At 39.2% G+C, this 18,890-nt stretch carries 14 protein-coding genes; 3 read left to right on the top strand and 11 right to left on the bottom strand.

All coding sequences use genetic code 11. The features are described 5' to 3' along the window. Positions 1-11 precede the first annotated feature (11 nt). Positions 12-3,113: a SusC/RagA family TonB-linked outer membrane protein gene (locus AC04QZ_RS08455; protein ID WP_478357397.1), complete on the top strand. Its 3,102-nt coding sequence runs from the start codon at positions 12-14 to the stop codon at positions 3,111-3,113. A gap of 3 nt (positions 3,114-3,116) precedes the next feature. Continuing rightward, entirely contained in the window at positions 3,117-4,718 is a 1,602-nt protein-coding gene (locus AC04QZ_RS08450) for a SusD/RagB family nutrient-binding outer membrane lipoprotein (protein WP_478357396.1), read from the top strand. Positions 4,719-4,961: 243 nt separating this feature from the next. Here AC04QZ_RS08450 and AC04QZ_RS08445 read toward each other — a convergent pair whose 3' ends face one another. The 8 genes from AC04QZ_RS08445 to pyrR all read right to left on the bottom strand — a co-directional run bounded on the left by AC04QZ_RS08445 (position 4,962) and on the right by pyrR (position 15,227). Then, on the bottom strand, positions 4,962-5,462 hold the full coding sequence (locus AC04QZ_RS08445) for a hypothetical protein (protein ID WP_478357395.1): 501 nt from the start codon (positions 5,460-5,462) through the stop codon (positions 4,962-4,964). A gap of 72 nt (positions 5,463-5,534) precedes the next feature. Further along, positions 5,535-6,746, bottom strand: a complete 1,212-nt coding sequence (locus AC04QZ_RS08440; RefSeq protein ID WP_478357394.1) for an erythromycin esterase family protein — start codon at positions 6,744-6,746, stop codon at positions 5,535-5,537. A 301-nt stretch (positions 6,747-7,047) separates the two neighbouring features. Beyond that, positions 7,048-7,656, bottom strand: coding sequence for a hypothetical protein (locus tag AC04QZ_RS08435; RefSeq protein ID WP_478357393.1), 609 nt, complete (start codon positions 7,654-7,656; stop codon positions 7,048-7,050). A gap of 223 nt (positions 7,657-7,879) precedes the next feature. Next, the gene (locus AC04QZ_RS08430; protein ID WP_478357392.1) at positions 7,880-8,437 is read right to left on the bottom strand and encodes a hypothetical protein; all 558 of its coding nucleotides are present in this window, start codon (positions 8,435-8,437) and stop codon (positions 7,880-7,882) included. A 106-nt stretch (positions 8,438-8,543) separates the two neighbouring features. Continuing rightward, a complete protein-coding gene (locus AC04QZ_RS08425) occupies positions 8,544-10,241 on the bottom strand; it encodes a TonB-dependent receptor (protein WP_478357391.1) in 1,698 nt (565 codons plus the stop codon). Positions 10,242-10,245: 4 nt separating this feature from the next. After that, a complete protein-coding gene (locus AC04QZ_RS08420; protein WP_478357390.1) occupies positions 10,246-13,269 on the bottom strand; it encodes a tetratricopeptide repeat protein in 3,024 nt (1,007 codons plus the stop codon). Positions 13,270-13,650: 381 nt separating this feature from the next. Next, positions 13,651-14,580, bottom strand: a complete 930-nt coding sequence (locus AC04QZ_RS08415) for an aspartate carbamoyltransferase catalytic subunit (RefSeq protein WP_029279355.1) — start codon at positions 14,578-14,580, stop codon at positions 13,651-13,653. Between the two features lie 92 nt (positions 14,581-14,672). Next, positions 14,673-15,227 (bottom strand): bifunctional pyr operon transcriptional regulator/uracil phosphoribosyltransferase PyrR, encoded by a 555-nt coding sequence (pyrR, locus tag AC04QZ_RS08410; RefSeq protein ID WP_086547373.1) that lies wholly within the window; start codon positions 15,225-15,227, stop codon positions 14,673-14,675. A 513-nt stretch (positions 15,228-15,740) separates the two neighbouring features. Here pyrR and AC04QZ_RS08405 point away from each other — a divergent pair. Continuing rightward, positions 15,741-16,142 carry a thiol-disulfide oxidoreductase DCC family protein gene (locus tag AC04QZ_RS08405; protein WP_478357389.1) on the top strand — a complete coding sequence of 134 codons (402 nt, stop codon included), beginning with the start codon at positions 15,741-15,743 and terminating at the stop codon, positions 16,140-16,142. Here AC04QZ_RS08405 and AC04QZ_RS08400 read toward each other — a convergent pair. The 3 genes from AC04QZ_RS08400 to AC04QZ_RS08390 all read right to left on the bottom strand — a co-directional run bounded on the left by AC04QZ_RS08400 (position 16,139) and on the right by AC04QZ_RS08390 (position 18,586). Beyond that, positions 16,139-16,345: a hypothetical protein gene (locus AC04QZ_RS08400; RefSeq protein ID WP_029279360.1), complete on the bottom strand. Its 207-nt coding sequence runs from the start codon at positions 16,343-16,345 to the stop codon at positions 16,139-16,141. The genes AC04QZ_RS08405 and AC04QZ_RS08400 overlap by 4 nt on opposite strands. Positions 16,346-16,595: 250 nt before the next feature. Beyond that, positions 16,596-16,970, bottom strand: a complete 375-nt coding sequence (locus AC04QZ_RS08395; RefSeq protein ID WP_478357388.1) for a DUF779 domain-containing protein — start codon at positions 16,968-16,970, stop codon at positions 16,596-16,598. A 110-nt stretch (positions 16,971-17,080) separates the two neighbouring features. Beyond that, the gene (locus AC04QZ_RS08390; RefSeq protein WP_478357387.1) at positions 17,081-18,586 is read right to left on the bottom strand and encodes an aldehyde dehydrogenase family protein; all 1,506 of its coding nucleotides are present in this window, start codon (positions 18,584-18,586) and stop codon (positions 17,081-17,083) included. Positions 18,587-18,890 lie beyond the last annotated feature (304 nt).

Here is an 18,890-nt window from a genome sequence, read left to right as displayed (position 1 = left end):
TATTTGTAGCCATGAATTGTGCGCAGAGAATCATATTATTAATTGGATTGATTTTTCCGCTAGGTGTATACGCACAAACCAAGGTTAGCCTAAATTTTACCGAAGCCAGTTTTGAACAGGTAATAGCAGCCATACAAACGCAAACCCTTTACCACTTCGCATACGGCGAATCTAAAATCCCTAAACATCGGGTATCAATCAAAGTTGAAGAAGAAGAGGCCATAAAAGTAATCGATCAACTCCTGCTTGGCAGTGGGTACACTTATTCGGTGCTTCCCAATAATTTAATTGTGATCAGAAAAAACGCCGAAGGAAAAATGGATAGGGATAGTGTTCGTTTTTTAAAAGAGGTCGTGATTACCGCATTGGGTATCGAAAAAGATAATCATAAGGTGGGTTATGCCCTTACCACCATTAAAGGCTCATCTATTACCAAAGCAAGAGAAAGCAACCTGATTATGGCACTGCAGGGCAGGGTTGCCGGACTAAACATTACTGGCGTAAATGGTGGTCCTGGCTCAGCGGCACGGGTGCTCATCAGGGGTGTTTCGAGCATGACTGCCGCTTCGCCATTATTTATCGTAAATGGTGTACCCATCGATAACAGCATTAGGGGCAGTGCTAATGAATATGGTGGTGCCGACTATGGCGATGGTATCAGCAATATCAACCCAGACGATATCGAAACGATAACCATATTAAAAGGATCGGCCGCTTCGGCTTTATATGGTGCAAGGGCTGCAAATGGCGTAATCCTCATTAATCTGAAAAGCGGAGGAGAGGATACCAAAGCGAAGTTCGAATACAATACGAACCTGTCTTTCGATGTTCCGGTTAATTCAACTGATTTTCAATATTTATATGGACAAGGGGCTCAAAACAAGCGTCCTGCGGATTTGTACAATGCCATTTCTACTGGTTTATTAAGCTGGGGAGAAATCATGGATGGCAAATTAACCCCTCAGGTAGATGGTTCTATGCGGCCTTATTCTCCTGTGAAAAATAACATTCAGACTTTTTACCGCACGGCTCCGGCATTTATCAATACAGTTTCGCTGGTTGGAGGGAATATAAAGAACAATTATCGTGTGTCGGTTTCCAATATGGATTATAATTCTGTTTTAACCAACGGGTCTTTAAACCGTAAAACGTTAAATTTTTATGGTACAGTAGCTTTAAGTCCCAAAATATCGCTCAGCTTAACGGGTAATTATATTTACGAATGGAATAAAAACAAGAGTTACCTGAGCGATGGTCCTTTAAACCCTAATTACGGCATTTCTGCTCTGGCCACCAGTTTAGATCAGTCTATTCTGGCACCCGGTTTTGATGCCGCAACAGGTTTCGAAAGCCGTTGGAACGCCGATGAATACAAAACCAATCCTTATTTCCTGATGAATAAACAAGCCGATTATGCCAATCGGAACCGTTATATCTCTTCAGCAGTACTGAAATATCAATTGGCCAGTTGGGCATCCATTCAGGGAAGAATAGGTTACGATTCGAGTAAAGATGAGGTGGTGAGTATTTTACCCACTGGAACTGCTTTTTCTATCAACCGGCAGGGGGGCATAAATGCTTATAACCAGAATCGTACTTCGGAACTGAATAGCGATATCCTGCTGAGTGCCAGCAGTAACCTGAGCGATAAACTGAATCTTGAACTTTCTATGGGCGCCAATTACCGCGAAAGAAAAGGCAACAGCGAAAAGATAATAGGCTCACAGTTTAAAGTCCCTTATTTATATGTTCCCGAAAATCTGATTACCAGCACCAAAACACTGGCCATTTCAAAGATCGTAACAGAATCTGCTTATTACACGGCCGATCTAAGCTATCAGCGTTTTCTTAATTTCTCGGTTACCGGGCGGTACGATATCTATTCTACTTTGCCTGCCAACAATCGCGGTATTTTTGTGCCGGGGATATCAGGCAGTTTTATTTTTTCAGACCTCTTGAAGTGGAAAGGCCTGGATTTCGGTAAACTACGCCTGGATTTTGCCAAAACCAGCGGCGAACCCATTGTTCCCTATACCACACAGATTTATTATACTGTAGATAATCAGGTGAATGGTACGCCTGTAGGTGGCTTTTCAGGCGATCTGCCCAACTACAATTTAAAACCCTTTACCCTGAATGAAATAGAAGCAGGCCTCGATCTGAAGTTTTTCAACAGCCGGCTGGATATCGATTTTACCTATTTCAATCGCATTACCCACAACGAAATCATCAATGCAAAACAGTCTGTAACTACCGGTTTTACCTCGGCCTACGTTAATCTGGGCGAAACCCGCAATGCGGGAATAGAACTTGCACTTGGCTATACACCAATTCTGACCACAACAAGCAAATGGCAGGTTAATTTTAATCTCACCAAGGTGAAAAATACACTACTCTCTATCGATGGCAATAGCAATTATACCCTTACAGGCACCTACAGGCCTTTAAACGCCAATACAGCCTTAGTGGTAGGGAAACCAATTACCCAGATTATGGCTTACGATTACCTGCGCGATGCCAGCGGAAACATCATTATCGGATCGGATGGCATACCTAAACGAGGCAATTTTATCCCCATGGGCGGTACCATGCCTACTTTATATGGTGGCATAACCAATAGTTTTAACTATAAACGGTTTAGCTTTTCCTTCCTGATTGATTACCGTTTCGGCAATAAAATTCTTTCGGCAACTGAATATTATAGCTATGTGCTGGGTTTAAACAAGGCGACCTTAGTGGGCAGGGCGACCGGTATTGTTGCCGAAGGCGTGTTAGAAAACGGTCAAAAGAACACGATTAATGTTCCGGCTTATGCTTATTACCCCGAGCTGGCCACCAACATTTCTACCTTATCGGTGCTTAACGGGAGTTTTATCAAACTGAGGCAAGCGACTTTAGGTTATGCTTTTGATCCGCGTTTTTTGAAAAGAACACCATTTAGCAGTGTGGGGATCGATCTGGTGGCCCGGAATCTGTTTACGCTGCTTAAATACACCAAAAACATCGATCCTGAATCGCAGTTTTCGCCTACATTAGGTTACGCGGGGATAGAAGGCGCCTCGCTACCGGCTACACGTAGCTTTGGAATCAATTTTAACTTTAAATTTAAATAAAGGATGAGCCAGAACAAGTTATATATCATTGGTGTGTTCTTCCTGGTTTTAATGGGCAGCTGTTCTAAAGCAAAGCTGGATGAGATTAATACCGATCCCACTAAACTTACCGAAAACAATTACGATCCGAACAGTCTGCTGGCACAGGCGCAGCTAAAATATGCCAATCTGGGTTATTATCAGCTGCTCTACCAGAGCACCATGATGCAATTATTGTCTTCTACTTATTACTATTACAACAATGGCGATAAATATATTAATGTAGGCAGTTTCACCGATTATCAGGGCCGCATTTTCGACGAGGGTTATACTGATGCTTCCTACATCAGGGAGATGCAGCGACTGGCCAGATTGAAAGATCCCGTAGCTTATCAAAACCTGATTGCGATAGGTGATATTATGTTTGTGTTGATTTTGCAACGGATTACCGATACCTATGGCGATGTACCCTATACGCAGGCCGTTAAGGCCATGCAGGGGATTAAATATCCTGTTTACGACCGCCAGGAAGATATTTACAACCAAATGCTGAATGATCTTGAGGCCGCTACCGCACAACTGGATACTGAAAAACCCGGACCAACTGCCGATCTTTTTTACAAAGGCGATATAAGCAAGTGGAAAAAGTTTGGCTACTCACTAATGCTCAGGATTGCGATGCGTTTAACCAAGGCCGATCCGGAGAAAGCAAAACTTTGGGCAGAGAAAGCTGCTGATAAAACCTTTACCAGTATAAATGATAATGCGATCCTCTTAACCGACGCTTCTTCATTTAACAGCCAGAACGGAACATCGCTGGCTTTGAGGACCTTTTCTGATTACCTGGAAGTACGTTGGAGTAAAACCTTAATCGATCAGTTAAAAAATACCAACGACCCCAGGCTGGCAGTCATTGGTGAGGTACCAAAAGACGGACTGACCAGAAATGCCGATCAGAACTTGAGTGGAAATACCGACGCAGCAGTTCAGGTGGGTATGCCTAATGGATATGATCTGCAGGGTGGGGCAACTGATATCAGTCATTCACCAAACTATCCGGGTGGTACAGGTACCGGAAGCGATTTTGCCCCGCTCGGAAAATACTCCAGACCACGGACTAACATCTACCTTAAACTGGGAGGACCGATTTTTATTTTGAGCTATGCAGAAACTGAATTTTTACTGGCCGAGGCTAAGGTGAGGGGTTGGAATATTAATGGCACGGCTAAACTACATTATACCAACGGATTAACTGGAGCTATACAGTCGCTTGCGCAGTTAGATCCTCTCGCTGCGGTTGATGCCAATAAAATTACCACATTTGTTAACCAGAATCCGCTTGATGAAAGCACTACACAAAGTGCATTAAACGCCATAAACACCCAATACTGGGTAGCTACGGGCACCAATTTTAATTTTATAGAAGCCTGGTTAAACTGGAAAAGGAGCGATTATCCTAAACTTACCCCGATTAGCTACAAAGGCAACGTTACCAATGGTACCATACCACGCCGGATGATTTACCTATCGACGGAGGTACTGAACAATCCTCAAAACTATAAAGATGCAGTAGCCAGGATAGCGGGGGGCGATGTACTTACGGCTAGGGTATGGTGGGATAAGTAATTAATTGTTGGAATGGCCTGAATTCATAGCCTTGTTGCATACTGCATGTGGCTTGATGTAGACTACAGTTGCCTTGTTGCCAATTGCAGTAGTCTTGTTTTACGATGCTGGAGCCTTATTGTAAACTGCATATGCTTTGTTGCTAATTGCAGGAGTGTTGTTGTGAACTTCAGGTGCTTTGTTGCAAATTAAAGAAGCGTTATTGTAAATTACCAGCGATTTCTAGCATTGGAGCGAGCAGATTTAAAACTCATACATATTGTTTTCGCGCAAGTTTTCAATTGCAAGTTTAGCGTCGGCCGTTAAGGTGTGGCGCAAACGCGTTTCTTCTTCAATTGCTAACAAAGGCTTATATCCATACTGACTAAAAAATAAGCTGGTATGCGCCTGATAATCGGTTAAAAAATGAGTTAATGAGGTTACATCTGCATCAAAACCTTCACTTTCAAAGTTAAACTGACACGAACTTTTATAAGAGATAAATACCTCGTCTCCAATTGAAAATGAAACGTTAACATCCCAGGAGTTTGGGCCAGTGGGGCTAACAATTTCTTTATCATCTGTAACCGCTTCTACACAGTAAAGGATCTCAAAGGAGATGAACATTGTATTTGTTTCTCCAATTTTTTCTCCGGTAATTTCGAAGCCAGATTGATAATCGTAAGATGTTTTGCTTTCCTTTATATATTGATCATTGTAGATGTATTCATTTATTGTGATGGGCTGTACATTAAATATTTTCATAGGGGTGTATTCTAAAGGAATTGATGATGTTGTTTTGTGAAACTATTGGCGTAAAAAGCGGTTTTTTAGAATTTATTTAACCACCAAGGCACAAGGATACATCTCCCGAATATAAAAAATGCCATCGTAAATATCCGTCCACGATGCAGAATCAGTAAAATGATACACACCTTTCATCAGAAAATGTTTTTTATTGCCTGGATTTTCTTCACGAAACTGCTTAAAGTTTACAAAAGAATAGGGTACAGTTTCAGGAATCCAGGTTTCGAAACTGTTCTTCGCTGGTGGCTCTGCAGCATATTTTTTTTCGATGGTAACTAAACCTGAGGTTCCAACTCTGGAGTTAAAACCTAAGATATAAGTTTGTTCATTAAGCTGTGGATCTGCTGTGAAAAAATTGCCCATCGTTTTCATCTCATCTCCAGTATGCCGTTTCGATTTTTTTATGAGTTCGGGATGTTTGAGGATATGCGCATTATGCGCCCAGACAATTATTTTTTCTTTTGGAAACTTGTATTTTAAGAGCCATTTTAAATTCTCAGCCATTTGTTTATCTCTAATTTGGTTATAATCACCACCCTTGTTCAAAAAAGAAATCTCACTTTTGGTTAAAGCATTTAAGCTTTTAAGTAACATGCTTTCAAAAGTCGTAGTATCAGTTACCGAAAGTTCACGGTTAATTTGTTGTAATGCTCCCTTAAAATTTCGCTGTTTTTGAAGATTTTTATTATACGTTATTGAGTCGATAAAGGAAAGAAAATCTACTTTATATTTTTCAGTGTTCGTGTAATTTATCTTTTTACTTTTCAGATAATTATCAAGAAATGTTTTCAGCTTTTCTTTGCTATAAAGCCCATGTACCTGATTATCGAAACCAGATATGATAAGTGGATTTTTATCTCTGAATGTTTTTGGTACATATTGATACAAAAGGTCATCGCAGGAATTACACTTAGTCCATACACTAAAAATATTATTTAAGAGGAAAGGATCAATTTTAGACTTTTGTTTTTCCAGCCGATCCCAGCCCTCATTCAATGCAAAAAAGTCACTCTCAAATGCCAAAACATTGAATCCTTTCTTTTCGTGAAGATATTTAATCAATCTTGTTTTCGCTAAAAAAGCTGGTGAGTCGCCATGATCTTGTTCGCCCATCATGACTACTCTCGAATCACCAATTGCCTGGCCAATAGCTTCCAATTCAGAAAAATTAGTCGAATCTGGCGATATGGTTTTGATATCCACCCGGTTTTCTGTTACAAACTGTTTTATGTCTTTCTGCACGCAAGCTGAAAAAACAATTGAGATAAATGCAAATACTAATAATCGGTTTAACATATTTGATCAGTTGAAAATTGAAAGATATAACTTTTATGCTTGTCCCTGTATAATTAATTACCAGTTCAAAAAAAAATAGGCCATCTTTATTCAGATAACCTATTAAAAAAATTAAAAGAGATAATCATTTTGGACATCTATATTGACTAAGGCATTTTTCTAAATGTTAATGCTAAAATATGTTTACGTTCCGGATGATCAGTACTTAATGATGCCTTAATATAATTTTTAACCCCAAATACTGTTTCTACCAAACCAATCTGGGCTGCATAAAAATGGTGTGTCGTTTTTTTCGGGCATCGTCTAAAGGAGTTTTAGCTACAGCTACCGATGTAATACTACTTTCCATTGCGATAAGCAATGTCTGTAAAGATTTAATACTGATAACTGTTTCTTTTGGCTCATAAACGTGGCTGGTAATTAAAACTTCAATATACTGTTTTAAATTTTCCACTTTACTGTCGTAAGAGAGGCGTGTTCGGGTGGGAGTAGAAGAATCACCTGTACTCAAAACTTTTTTTCTTACCTGACCCCTTAAATGATCAGCAATCGTTTTGGCGGTTTGTAGTGCTGCAGGATTAGCTATCGCCGCCTTTAAATAATTATAGCTTCTCGTAATCAGCTTATTTAAGGGTTTAAAAATGAGTTCCTGCTCATCAACGGCTTTGCTGTAAACTGGCAGCAGTTGGTTCACCACCAGCATGGCATCGTCGGCATTTTTTGATAACAGTTCTAATGCCTTTACTTCATACATGGCTTTTGGTGGTTGGTAATCAGTTCCCAAAGTTTTTAACCTAATAATTAAATCTTTCAAATTGGCCGAATTTTTTGCATAGCCGGTTTCTGAGCTCAACATAAGCTTTTTTAATTTAGTTAAACATGAAATAATTCAGGGGATGATTAGGCTTTTGATTTAAAGCCATATGTAATAATACGAAATATTCTGAATAGAAATATGATCCCTTTCAGCGTTTCAACAAAAATTTTGAGGAAGCCCCTATCAGACAAAAATATTTGACAGGGGTATAGATATTACAAATATGGTTAATAGAGAAGCTTTAATTATACGTCAATTTTTCTCAAATTTTATTAACCAGTTTCAGCGTTTTTAAGTCGTAAATTAAAATTTCGCTTCTATCCGTTTTGTCGTACTTGTTATTGTTGTTGGTGTCAGTGTGCCCTGTTACAACCATCGTTCCTGTTTGTTTATTCACAACCCAGGTTCTTACGAAGAGTTTATTATCTGTTAACTGTGTTCTTTTTTGTCCGTCGGGAGATAAGATGATAATCTGTTTCGGGTCGTTCCAGTCAATTCCCTTTTTTTCGTCAAGGTCGATCGTTTGCGCAGAAATAATAATGTGGTTAATCCCTAGGTTATCAATCTTCACCTGTTCAATTTTTTCGAAATAACCATCAGCCGGGAAATCTACCTGTTTGCTTTGTCCGTTTTTAGTATTAATGAACAACAGGTATTTGTTTTTGGCATCAGCTACTTTTCTCCAATTTTCAACGCTTGCAATCACATAATCTGTCCCTTCAACTTCTGTTAATTTATTAAAATGAGTATAGTTGTTTTTATCCTGACCGTAAGAAGTCAAGGCCAAAATAGTTAAGATGGTTGTGAATATTTGTTTCATGCCAGGTTGTTTTTGAGGTTCGCTATGTTTCTATTTAATGATAAACAAAATACGCCTTTAAGTTTAACTTAAAGGCGTATAACACATTAAAAATAAATTTTATTTTTTAAAAGGAGTAAGTCAAACCACCAAAAATATTAAATCCGTTTGCCTGATAATACAAATATCTGCTGTAGTTGGTATTTAAGATATTGTTTGCTTTGGCAAAAACAGAGAATTTTTTGTTGATGCGGTAATCAGCACCAAGGCCTAAATCAACATAACCCTTCACTGTTTTAATTTCCTCTATTAATGGATTCGGCACCACATATTGTGCAGGATTAACCGGATTAGAAATGTTTACTTTTGCTTTAATATCGTCCTGAATAACCACACCTGCGTTAAAGCTTAGTTTTTTATTGTAGGTATAAACAAAGTTCGAACTTACTTTTAAACCTGGTTTAAACCACGAATAAGTCTCGGCAGCAGGCTTCCAATCGTCGATGTTTAATTTACCTGTCCATTTTAAGGCATCGCTTACCTGAACAGAAATTTCACCTTCTAAACCTGTTAATTTCGTTTTACCGAAATCATATATTACATCAAATTTGTTAAAATCAGTAAAGTTGTTGATGAACAATGGCATGTCATCAAACTGTTTTACATATACCCGTGCTTTGTAACCAAAACCCGGTCCACCGGTACCTTTAATACCAGCACTGAAACTTAACTTTTCAACCGTGTTTCTCACTACGATATTGCTGTTTAACCAGGGGTTTTCATCCGTAAACCCTTTTAGGGAGTTTCTGTTGACATCACCTTTAACTTCTCCAAAAACCTGTAGATAATCAGGAATTAAAGTGAAATCGGCCGTAACGGCAGGGAAGATTTTAGAGCTGCTGAATGCACCAAACTCCTGTACGAAATTAATCCCGGCAGTAATTTTAGCACCTTTAACCTGTAAACGGATGTATGGATTTAAACGCAGGAGGTTATTACCAACACTGGTTAAAGCATCTTTGCTGTTACCAAATTCGGTTGAGGCGGCTAAGCCTAAGTTTAACGAATTAATGCGTTTGTTTACATAACCGTTTAAGCTCAGGTAATTTTCCTTTGCACTGAATTTATCATTCCAGATATAAGCATTGGCTTTTAATGCATAACTAAAAGCATCTTCATCTTCGGTAAAGTTTTTTACCAGTTCGCCTTCCAGTTCAATGGTGGTTAAAGCTTGTTTATCAGGGTTAGGATTTAGCGTAGGTCTGGTATCATCTATGCCATAAAAGTAAGTACCATTACGCTCAAAATTGATGCGGCCACTCACGGTATTCTGCTCTAAAATGCTACGACCAAAAATGCTTAACTGTTGGTTGCTGCTGTTTTGTTTATTCAGCTTTCCTTCCTGACTAAAATGTTTAAAGTATCCACCAACCTGTAAACCTTCATCTTTACCGGTATTAAAATAAGCTTCGCCTAAAAGTGTAGCCAGCGATCCGAACGCACCTTTTACATAATTATTAACTAAAATGCTTTCTTTTTCTTCGGCTAAAGCCTGTGCCTGTAACTTCTGGATATCACTGTTCAACTCCAGCTTTCTATCCAAAATGCTGTAGTTCAGTTTTGCTTTGTAAGTTTTAACATCATCCAGATTCGGGCTTCTTCTCAGCTTTACAGCCTCGGCCAAAATTGGTTTGTACGGGCGCACTACTTCAATCTCTTCGTTTACCACCCCTTTTTCCTCAGTTTTTTTATCCTGCGCCTGAGCAGTCATTAATCCAGCAGCTAACAAAAACAGTGAACTATATATATATTTAATCGATTTCATAATGCTACTTCTTCTGGTTTAGTTTTTCTAGTTTTTCTTTGGCTGTCGGGATGATATCATCCTTGCCTTCGTAATTATCAATTATACTGAGAAGTGTACTTTTTGCCTGTAAATTGTCTTTCAGGGCTACATAATTATCAGATAAAAGGATAAATGCCTTCGCTACCCAGTAATCGTAAGCAGCCATGTTGTTAACCAGATCAAAACAGGTTTTAGATGAGGTTTTGAAATCACCTTTGTTGTATTCCAATAAAGCCAGATTGTATTTGGCTTCTGCGGCTGCAATGGTTTTTGTTTTGGCCACTACATTTTTAAATTCTTTAATGGCTGTGGTGGTATCACCTTTTAACAAGTAAGCTTTACCAGAGTATAAACTCGAACTGTTTTTTTCTTCTTCTGAAGCTTTTTCCGATTCTTTGGTCAATTGTGCATATTTAAGCATGTCATCAGGCATGTTTAAGGCCGTGTAAGCCTTTAACAAATTGTTGATGGCAAAACTATAGTGCGATTTGTAATCGGTTGTCGTTTCTAATCTTTTCAGGTAAACAATCGCCTCGTTATATTTCTTTTGGTTTAAGAAAAGCTGAGAGATGCTCACCAAAGAACGTTCGGTATAATCGCTTGTCCAGTCGTTTAAGATAAACTCGTAATCTGGAATGGCTTCATCCGGACGACCTAATTTAACCAGCGATTCTGCCCTGATAAATTTAGCTTCTTTTTCGTGGTTGGCTTTAGGGAATTTATCAAAATAAGCATTTACAGCCTGGAATGCACCGTTGGCATCGCCCTTTAAATAAGTATTATTGGCTGCGGCAAAAACGATGTTATCCTGTTCTGAACCGGAGTAATTTCCAAGGGGGGTGGTAGCGGCATAAGCAATAAAACCATTCGCATCGCCACGGTCTACATAGATGTTCTTGATCGATTCCATGGCCTGTTTAGCTTCGTCGGCAGTTGGATAATCACGGATTACCTTTTTGAACGATTCTAAAGCAGCATCATCCTGATCCTGGTTATATTGTACCAAACCAATGGTAACCAAAGCTTTTGCTACATAACTACTGCGCGGATATTTAGCAACCAGTTCTACCAGATCTGATTTAGATTTATCAAAATCGCCTTTGTTGAAATAGGTATAAGCTGTTTCGAAGCCGGCATCATCTGCATAGTTTGAGTTTGGAAAAGCCTTTAATAAACTCTGCATGGTTGCAATTTTTGCATCGTACTGGTTTTCCAGTCCCTGGATCATTCCTTTCTGGAAAGTGGCATAATCTTCTGATGTGGTGTTGCGGCTGATGATTTTGTTATAATTAGCCATTGCATCACCGTAGTTTTTGTTTACGAAATACGAATCGGCTAAACGGATGGTGGCATCATCAATGGTTTTTTGGTCTTTATCATTACCAGCCAGGAATTTTTCGAAATAATTGGCTGCCTTGCTGTATTTCTCATCTTCGAAAGCCGCATATGCCAGGGCATAATTCGCGAAATTATAAACACCGGTTTTATCGGCATCGGGCATCTTCAGGAATTTCTCGAAGGTGGTAACCGCTTCGCCGAACTTACGCAGCTCGTACATCGATTCTGCTTTCCAGTACGTGTTTAAAGCATTAATTTCATTGTCTTCAGGGAACTTTTCAGAACGTAAAAACATTGATAATGCATTAGGGAAAGCCCTTTCGTTATAAAACTCTAATCCGCGGAAATAGGTCACCTTCTGGTAAGCTTCTTTCGCTTCAAGGTTTTTATCCGGAATAGGTTCTAAAATATCTACAGCTGCCTGATAGTTTTTGGTGGTTAATAAAACCTCACCCAATAAAGTTTTCGCTTCGTTTATTTTACGCGATTTAGGGAAAGTTTTTAAGAAACCCTGCGTGGCCTCTAAAGCCTGTTGGTGGAATTCTAATTCGTAACTTAATTTGGCATAATTTAACCAGGCTTCTTCCTGTATCCCTTTATCAAAACTTAAACGCGATGCCCTGAAAAAAGCACTCTGCGCTTTTGGTTTATCGCCCAATTGAATAAAGGCTTTACCCAAAGTATGCATACCATTTTGAAGGTAAACATCATCGGTATTTAGTTTTTCTAAAACGGCAACCGATTCTTTGTACTTTTTATTCTGGAATAAAGAGTATCCGTACTGGTAAATGAAGAGGTTATTCTTGGTTTCGCTTTTATCTTTTGCATAATATTCGGCGAAATACTTTTCAGCATTTTTAAATTCCGATTTTGCAAAATAAGATGCGGCAACTAAACTCAGCATTTCTGGTTCGAACTGTTGTTTGGTTTTTTGAATAGCTGCCAAAGCATAGCTGATTACATCATCGTAACGCTCGTCAAGATAGTACATCGAAGTGATGTAGTATGGATAACTGGCCTCGTAAGTAGGAGAGCCTTTTAACTTTTCGAAGTTGGCCAATGCCGTTTTATACTCTTTATTTAAGTAATTGATATAAGCAAAGTAGTAGGTGGCACTTTCCTGAAAATCGCCTTCTTCTTTTTTAACTTTTTCGAATAAAGGTTCTGCCTTGTCGTAATCTTTAAGTTCGAAATAAGCATAACCTTGTTTAAACTGGTATTCGTTTCTTTGTTTGCCCAAAAGGGTAGAAGGATCTGTTTTTTCGAACCATTCTAAAGCTTTTTTATAGTTTTTCTGGTTGAAATAAGTTTTTCCAACGTAGAAATAAGCCAGTTTGGTGTTCGGGTTTAACGGATAATCGCGTATAAACGCCTGAAACAAACTTTCGGCATCGCTATTGGTTAACTCCAGTGCGCAAACGGCGGCATAAAATTTGGCATTCTCTTTCAGTAAAGATAATTCAGCATTGCTCTCCGTTTGGGTAGAAGGTTTATAACGTTGCAGCTCAACAAGTTTAAACTGTTGCGCAGCTGCAGTGTATTTTTCTTTGTCTAATAATTCTAAGCCCGTTTGATAGTTTTTGTTGAGGTTTTGCACAGCGCTAACCTGAGCGTAGGTGCTAAAACTTCCTGCTAAAATTAGCGGAATTAGTAGGTATTTTTTCTGCATTGGTTTCAAATATGGTTGGTACTAAATTAGAAATAGTATCAAAGCTTATCAACAGAAGTAATTAACATCTGTTAATAACACAAATTAACGACAGGATTTTTGGTTTGGTATTAAGGGCTGAACGAATGTGGAAAAGTTAGGTTTATTGGTCATTATTAATTGGTAGATTGACCGCCTAGTGTGAGATTGCTCTTCTTGGTTAACCGGTTAATTGTTTAACTGTATTGTAGTAATTGTTAAATTGTTGGGGATTGTTAAGTTGCCATATGCCACCATGAAATCTTGAACTATATCAAACCATCAACCAATGCAGCTGATTACTCTGAACTTAGGACTTCCGACTCCCGACTATAGACTCAAGACTAAGAACTCCAAACTAACCTACCCCTGACTTGCCAATAGATACAGCACCGCCATCCTCACGGCCACTCCGTTTTCTACCTGTTCAAGAATGATTGATTGTTTGCTGTCGGCTACATCACTGGTAATCTCCACGCCTCTGTTTATAGGGCCTGGGTGCATGACAATGATTTCTTTATCGAGGTTATCTAAGATCTGTTTGTTTAAGCCGTACATCATGGCATATTCCCTTAAAGATGGGAAATATTTAATGTCCTGACGCTCCAGCTGGATACGGAGCATGTTGGCTACATCGCACCAGTTCAGGGCTTTGATTAGGTTATGCTCAACCTTTACTCCAAGTTGATGAATGTGTTTCGGGATTAAGGTGGTAGGCCCGCAAACCATTACCTCTGCGCCTAAACGCTGCAGGCACAGGATGTTTGAAATGGCTACACGCGAGTGCAGGATGTCGCCTACAATGACTACTTTTTTGCCCGCTACGTCGCCCAGTTTCTGGCGGATAGAGAAGGCATCAAGCAAGGCCTGTGTTGGGTGCTCGTGGGCACCATCTCCGGCATTTACAATCTGGGCCTTTACATGTTTACTTAAAAACTGACCAGCACCAGCATAAGGATGACGCATTACCACCATATCCACTTTCATCGATAAGATGTTGTTCACGGTATCGATCAGGGTTTCGCCCTTGCTTACTGATGAAGATGAGGCCGCAAAATTAACCACATCGGCCGAAAGCCTTTTTTCGGCAAGTTCGAATGAAAGTTTGGTACGGGTAGAGTTTTCGAAAAAGATATTGGCAATCGTAATATCACGAAGTGAAGGAACCTTTTTTATCGGTCTGTTAATCACTTCCTTGAAATTATCTGCAGTTTCGAAAATCAATTCGATATCATTCCGGTTAATATCTTTAATGCCTAAAAGATGTCGGGTTGATAGTTTTTCTGCTGCCATTTTTATTTATTATTTTTATCTGTTTATTATATCGTTTTAATTGTCAGATAGAGCTTCCATGCCAAAATAATTATTCTGGAAGGTGTCTATGCTCATTTTGGCAAGGGCGGTTCCGATATTAAAATCACTTTGTCTTCACTTCCTTCACTCGCCCAGGTTACTTTTACCTGTTGTGAGTTTAAGCTATCTACCTGATGCCCAATGTAATCGGGTTCGATAGGTAGATGTCTGCTAAACCTGCGGTCTATTAAAACCAAAAGTTCCACTTTCTCCGGGCGGCCATAAGCAAGCAGGGCATCAAGTGCAGCCCTAATGGTTCTGCCGGTCCAAAGTACATCATCAATTAAGATTACTTTTTTGCCTTCGATGATAAAATCAATCGAGTTGCTGCTCGCAGTAACCAGTCCGTCTTTACGGCGGAAATCATCCCTAAAGAAAGTAATATCAAGGTTTCCCTTTAAAATTTTCTTGTTTTTTAGGATAAGCTGAAGATCCTGATGTATGCGATCTGCCAGAAAAATACCCCGCGGCTGGATGCCAATTAAAACGGTATTCGCGAAATCGTCGTGGTTTTCAATTAATTGATGGCAGAGCCTCTTAATTGTAATCTGAATTTTTTGTCCGTCAAGAAGTGTTTTCTTTTGCATTGAAGAAGGATTGGGCAAATATATAAAAATGTTTTAAGGTAAGAAAGTTGAATGGAGATTGTTTTAACGTTTTATAGTTAAATAGTTCTTTATCAAAATGTAAATGCATAAAATAAATTTTTATAGGTAGAGAGATTAAAGACCAAAGCAAAAAGACCAAAGGTCAATTTGTTTGATCATAGTTTTGGCGTTATCATTTATGCCTTTAAGCTTTAGTCTTTACGCTTCTAGCTCATTCAGACTTTCTATTTTCAGCTTAAATTTGAAAAGCAAAGACTGTTTTTCATTTTAATGTGAGTCCGGCTGTACACTATAGTCCCGGTTTTCAACCGCGAGCTGCCGTTTCCATCCGGTTTAGATGGCCTTTTTTTGCAGTTATTGGGGGTAAAAACCAAAGCGCTGTATTGATCAAAGATCCAATTTTCTGCACGTGGATTGTTCTGCTGATCAATTCATCTTTATTAGACATTCCTCAGATATTTATCTTATTAAAAAGCTTTATTTTTATAGCATATGATCGGGCAACCTGTAATCTTCTTTGATGGCGTTTGTAATCTGTGCAATGCATCGGTCCAGTTTGTTATTGCACACGATAAAAAAGATCAATTCAAATTTACTGCACTGCAGGGTGATTATGCCAAAGAAGTTTTGTCGAAATTTAATGCTGATCCTCAGAAATTAAATACCATTTTGTTACTGCAAGCGGGAAGGCTTTACACCAAATCATCAGCCGCATTACGGGTAGCCGGAAAACTTAATGGATTGATTCCGCTTCTTTATGTATTTCTCCTGGTTCCGAAATTTATCCGTGATTGGTTTTACGACATTATTGCCAAAAACCGTTACCAATGGTGGGGTAGGCAGGAAAGTTGCTGGGTACCAACACCCGAATTGAAAAGTAAGTTTATCGCTTAGTTTTGCTGATCATTTTTCTTTCTGCCCGGCGACCAAAGCCAAAGTGTTAAAATAATTAACGGAATAGTGATACTTAAGGCAATTACAATCATGATCGCTTTTTGCTTAACCATGTCTGCCTCAGTGGAAGTAAATACGTATACCGTTTCTTTGATGGCAAATAAGGTAATAATGGTAGAAAGGACGGCAAATAGTTTACGCATGGTTTAATTTTTAATGCAAAGATTGCATTAATTTTCAAAATTACGTAAGTCTTCAATGGAAGTTATTTTTAGCCAGATTTGATTAATGAATAAACTACAAGACAGATCGTTTAAAGCCTAATGTCTGGTTCATGGTCAGGGGCTTTTTAGCATGGTAGATGCTGAAATAAATTCAGCATGACGAAACAGTAATCAAAAAAGGTCAGCCGGATTTCTCCAAACTGACCTGTGTTTACCAACTAACAATATTTTATTCTGCCGTTTTAACGGGCTCAAGGTCTTTTAGTTCTTCTTCAGAGAACAGTCTGTAGTGAATTTTAAATGTTTTTTGAAGCGGGGTTTCTAAAGAAAAACCACCCACGCCAAATCCATCCAGCACATCTAAAGTAAAGTGCGAGAATTTCCAGTATTCGAAAAGATCCCGGTCTACCCAAAACTCACAGCCTTCTATTTCACCCAAACAAACGTCGCGCATCCGCAGGTAGTAGCCTCCTTTTTCGAAACATTGTGGCTGTGTACCTTCGCAACATCCACCAGCCTGATAAAACATCAGTTCGCCGTGTTTTTCTTTAAGTACGGCAATCAGCTCTTTTGCTTTTTCTGTACTGTCTATACGCTTGATCATGATCTGTTTTTTAGGTTGAAATGGATTTTTTTTTTGAAAACCGCAGATCTTTAAGACCTGCGGTAATCGACAAAATCAGCGGAACTAGATTTGTAAATCTTTATTTCCTGTTAAAAGAAACCTAATTTATTTTTATCGTAAGAAATGAGCATGTTTTTAGTCTGGCGGTAGTGTCCCAACATCATTTTATGGTTTTCTCTACCCACACCCGATTGTTTGTAGCCGCCAAAAGGTGCACCAGCAGGGTAGGCGTGGTATTGGTTAACCCAAACACGGCCTGCCTGAATGGCTCTTGGCACCTGGTAAAGCTCATGTGCATCGCGGGTCCATACACCAGCACCTAAACCATACAAAGTGTCGTTTGCAATTTCAATGGCTTCTTCAACTGTTTTAAAGGTTGTAACGGCCAATACCGGACCGAAAATTTCCTCCTGGAAAATCCTCATTTTGTTGTGACCTTTAAAAATGGTTGGTTTGATGTAATAACCACCACCCAATTCGCCAGGTAGTTCATTAATTTCTCCCCCGGTTAAAACTTCAGCACCTTCTTCTTTACCTAACTTAATGTAAGCGGCAATTTTTTCGAACTGGATTTTAGAGGCCTGGGCACCCATCATCACGGTTCTATCCAGCGGACTGCCTATTTTTATTGCTTTGGTTCGCTCAATTACCTTTGCAATAAATTTTTCGTAAATATCTTCCTGGATCAATAAACGAGATGGGCAGGTACAGATTTCGCCCTGGTTTAAAGCAAACATTACCGCTCCTTCTACCGCTTTATCTAAAAAGGCATCATCTTCGGCCATTACCGAGCTGAAGAAAATGTTAGGCGATTTTCCACCAAGTTCCAGTGTAACGGGGATAATATTTTCGGTTGCATATTGCATGACTAATCTGCCCGTAGGGGTAGAGCCCGTAAAGGCAGCTTTCGAAACTTTAGGATTCGTAACCAATGCACGGCCAAGCTCTGAACCAAATCCGTTTACCACATTTACCACACCCGGAGGCAATAAATCGCCGATTAATTCCATTAAAACCATAATCGAAACCGGGGTACTTTCTGCTGGTTTTAAAACCACGCAGTTGCTGGCAGCCAGGGCAGGAGCCAGTTTCCAGATGCCCATTAACAATGGAAAATTCCAGGGAATTATCTGGGCCACAACACCAATTGGTTCATGTACAATTAACGAAACGGTATTCTGATCGAGTTCTGATAATGAACCTTCTTCTGCACGGATAACCCCTGCAAAGTATCTGAAGTGGTCTACACCCAGCGGTAAATCTGCTGCTAAGGTTTCTCTAACCGCTTTTCCGTTATCTATGGTTTCAACTGCTGCCAGATATTCGAGGTTATCTTCCATCCGTTGTGCAATCTTGTTTAAAATGATGCTTCTTTCCGTAGAAGAGGTTTTGCTCCAGGTTTTAAATGCTTCGTGAGCAGCATCAACGGCTAACTCTAAATCTTCTTTGGTGGAGTGTGCTGCTTTGGTAAAAACTTTGCCATCAATCGGTGAAATATTATCGAAGTAAGCTCCTTTAACAGGTGCTACAAATTTCCCTCCGATATAGTTATCGTACTGGGGTTTAAATGATGGTTTCTCAATTAAATTTTCCATAATTATTATTGATTTTTAAATGCTTAAAAACCATCATGAGCGGTTTAGGTAAAGGATTTTAAAGGGATTGCTCATCATGATTTTTGCGGTTATAAGATTTGGTTAATACAAACCTAATGGCAAAGCAGATGGAGCAGATAGTATAATCGGATCAATTGATAGCACTATTGTTTCAGCTTATGTAACCATATTGAAACGCTAAACGATCTTAGACCCAGCCAGCGAAGATTGAGGCTTGTATAGCTGTAATAGGTGTTTTGGACGTGGAGGTATAATAAGATGAAATAATTATATTTGATTTATA

It is taken from the genome of Pedobacter folensis, assembly GCF_056490665.1.
The sequence above is the reverse complement of the archived record's forward strand: the minus strand, read 5'-3'. Positions and strand labels throughout refer to the sequence as shown.

Excerpts from the sequence above, each read along its gene's own strand:
- AC04QZ_RS08425 (WP_478357391.1), bottom strand. The coding sequence starts at position 10,241 with ATGAAATCGATTAAATATATATATAGTTCACTGTTTTTGTTAGCTGCT.
- AC04QZ_RS08405 (WP_478357389.1), top strand. The coding sequence starts at position 15,741 with ATGATCGGGCAACCTGTAATCTTCTTTGATGGCGTTTGTAATCTGTGC.
- AC04QZ_RS08395 (WP_478357388.1), bottom strand. The coding sequence starts at position 16,970 with ATGATCAAGCGTATAGACAGTACAGAAAAAGCAAAAGAGCTGATTGCC.
- AC04QZ_RS08420 (WP_478357390.1), bottom strand. The coding sequence starts at position 13,269 with ATGCAGAAAAAATACCTACTAATTCCGCTAATTTTAGCAGGAAGTTTT.
- pyrR (WP_086547373.1), bottom strand. The coding sequence starts at position 15,227 with ATGCAAAAGAAAACACTTCTTGACGGACAAAAAATTCAGATTACAATT.
- AC04QZ_RS08400 (WP_029279360.1), bottom strand. The coding sequence starts at position 16,345 with ATGCGTAAACTATTTGCCGTCCTTTCTACCATTATTACCTTATTTGCC.
- AC04QZ_RS08450 (WP_478357396.1), top strand. The coding sequence starts at position 3,117 with ATGAGCCAGAACAAGTTATATATCATTGGTGTGTTCTTCCTGGTTTTA.
- AC04QZ_RS08390 (WP_478357387.1), bottom strand. The coding sequence starts at position 18,586 with ATGGAAAATTTAATTGAGAAACCATCATTTAAACCCCAGTACGATAAC.
- AC04QZ_RS08415 (WP_029279355.1), bottom strand. The coding sequence starts at position 14,580 with ATGGCAGCAGAAAAACTATCAACCCGACATCTTTTAGGCATTAAAGAT.
- AC04QZ_RS08435 (WP_478357393.1), bottom strand. The coding sequence starts at position 7,656 with ATGTTGAGCTCAGAAACCGGCTATGCAAAAAATTCGGCCAATTTGAAA.
- AC04QZ_RS08445 (WP_478357395.1), bottom strand. The coding sequence starts at position 5,462 with ATGAAAATATTTAATGTACAGCCCATCACAATAAATGAATACATCTAC.
- AC04QZ_RS08430 (WP_478357392.1), bottom strand. The coding sequence starts at position 8,437 with ATGAAACAAATATTCACAACCATCTTAACTATTTTGGCCTTGACTTCT.
- AC04QZ_RS08455 (WP_478357397.1), top strand. The coding sequence starts at position 12 with ATGAATTGTGCGCAGAGAATCATATTATTAATTGGATTGATTTTTCCG.